Origin of the sequence: Azospirillum doebereinerae, assembly GCF_003989665.1 — a bacterium.
GTDB lineage: Bacteria > Pseudomonadota > Alphaproteobacteria > Azospirillales > Azospirillaceae > Azospirillum > Azospirillum doebereinerae.
The window spans coordinates 1-1,380 of the sequence record NZ_RZIJ01000069.1; the positions used below are offsets into that span (position 1 = coordinate 1).

The window sequence follows — 1,380 nt, forward strand, 5'->3', positions numbered from 1 at the left end:
CTCCTCCTCGGTCGGCAGATACTCGATGGCGCGGTTCAGCCGCCCGGCCTTCTCCAAGGCCCGGATGAAGCGCGCCTGCGCCTCCAGCAAGGCCGCACCCTGCGCCTGCGCGACGGTCAGCGCCTGGCTCTGCCGGTAGTTGTCGGCCAGCACCAGCGAGCCGACCTCGTCCGTCATCGCGGCCAGCAGCCGGTCGCGCTGTTTCAGGGTCATGTCGCCCCGGCCGACCACGTCGCCCAGCAGGACCTTGATGTTCACCTCGTGGTCGGAGGTGTCCACACCGGCCGAGTTGTCGATGGCGTCGGTGTTCAGACGCACGCCCGTGCGCGCCGCCTCGATGCGGCCGCGCTGGGTCACGCCCAGGTTGGCACCCTCGCCGACGACCTGGGCGCGGATGTCGCGCCCGTCGATGCGCAGGGCGTCGTTGGCCTTGTCGCCGGCCTCGGCGTTGCTCTCGGTGGACGCCTTGACGTAGGTGCCGATGCCGCCGAACCACAGCAGATCGACTTGGGCGGTCAGCAGCCGGCGCATCAGCTCGATGGGGGCGATGTGCGCCGTCTCGATGCCGAAGCGGGCGCGGACCTCCGGCGTCAGCTCCACCGTCTTGACGCTGCGCTCGACGATCAGCGCGCCCTTGGACAGCTTGGAGCGGTCGTAGTCGGCCCAGGAGGAGCGCGGCAGGGCGAACAGCCGGTTGCGCTCCTCCCAGCTCACGGCGGCGTCGGGATCGGGGTCGAGGAAGATGTGGCGGTGGTCGAAGGCGGCGAGCAGGCGGATGTGCTTGGACAGCAGCATGCCGTTGCCGAAGACGTCGCCCGACATGTCGCCGACGCCGACCACGGTGAAATCGGTGGTCTGGATGTCGGTGCCGGCCTCGCGGAAGTGGCGCTTGACCGATTCCCAGGCGCCTCTGGCGGTGATGCCCATCGCCTTGTGGTCGTAGCCGACCGAGCCGCCGGACGCGAACGCGTCGCCCAGCCAGAAGCCGTGGTCCAGCGAGACGCCGTTGGCGATGTCGGAGAAGGTCGCGGTGCCCTTGTCGGCGGCGACGACCAGATAGGGATCGTCGCCGTCGTGGCGCACCACGTCGTTGGGCGGGATGACCGTGCCGTCGGCCGACAGGTTGTCGGTGAGGTCGAGCAGGCCGCGCATCAGCAGCTTGTAGCACTCGATGCCCTCGGCCTGGACGGCCTCGCGGCCGGCGGACGCCGGGGGCGGGCGCTTGACGACGAAGCCGCCCTTGGAGCCGACCGGGACGATGACGGTGTTCTTGACCATCTGGGCCTTCATCAGGCCGAGGATCTCGGTGCGGAAGTCCTCGCGGCGGTCGGACCAGCGGATGCCGCCGCGCGCGACCTTGCCGCCGCGCAGGTGGACGCC

General features: G+C 70.4%; 1 protein-coding gene. It reads right to left on the reverse strand.

Going from position 1 to position 1,380, the window contains the following annotated elements; all coding sequences use genetic code 11:
* Window positions 1-1,380 (reverse strand): NAD-glutamate dehydrogenase domain-containing protein (locus EJ913_RS31195; protein ID WP_148125321.1); only part of this gene is annotated, 1,380 nt, incomplete at both ends.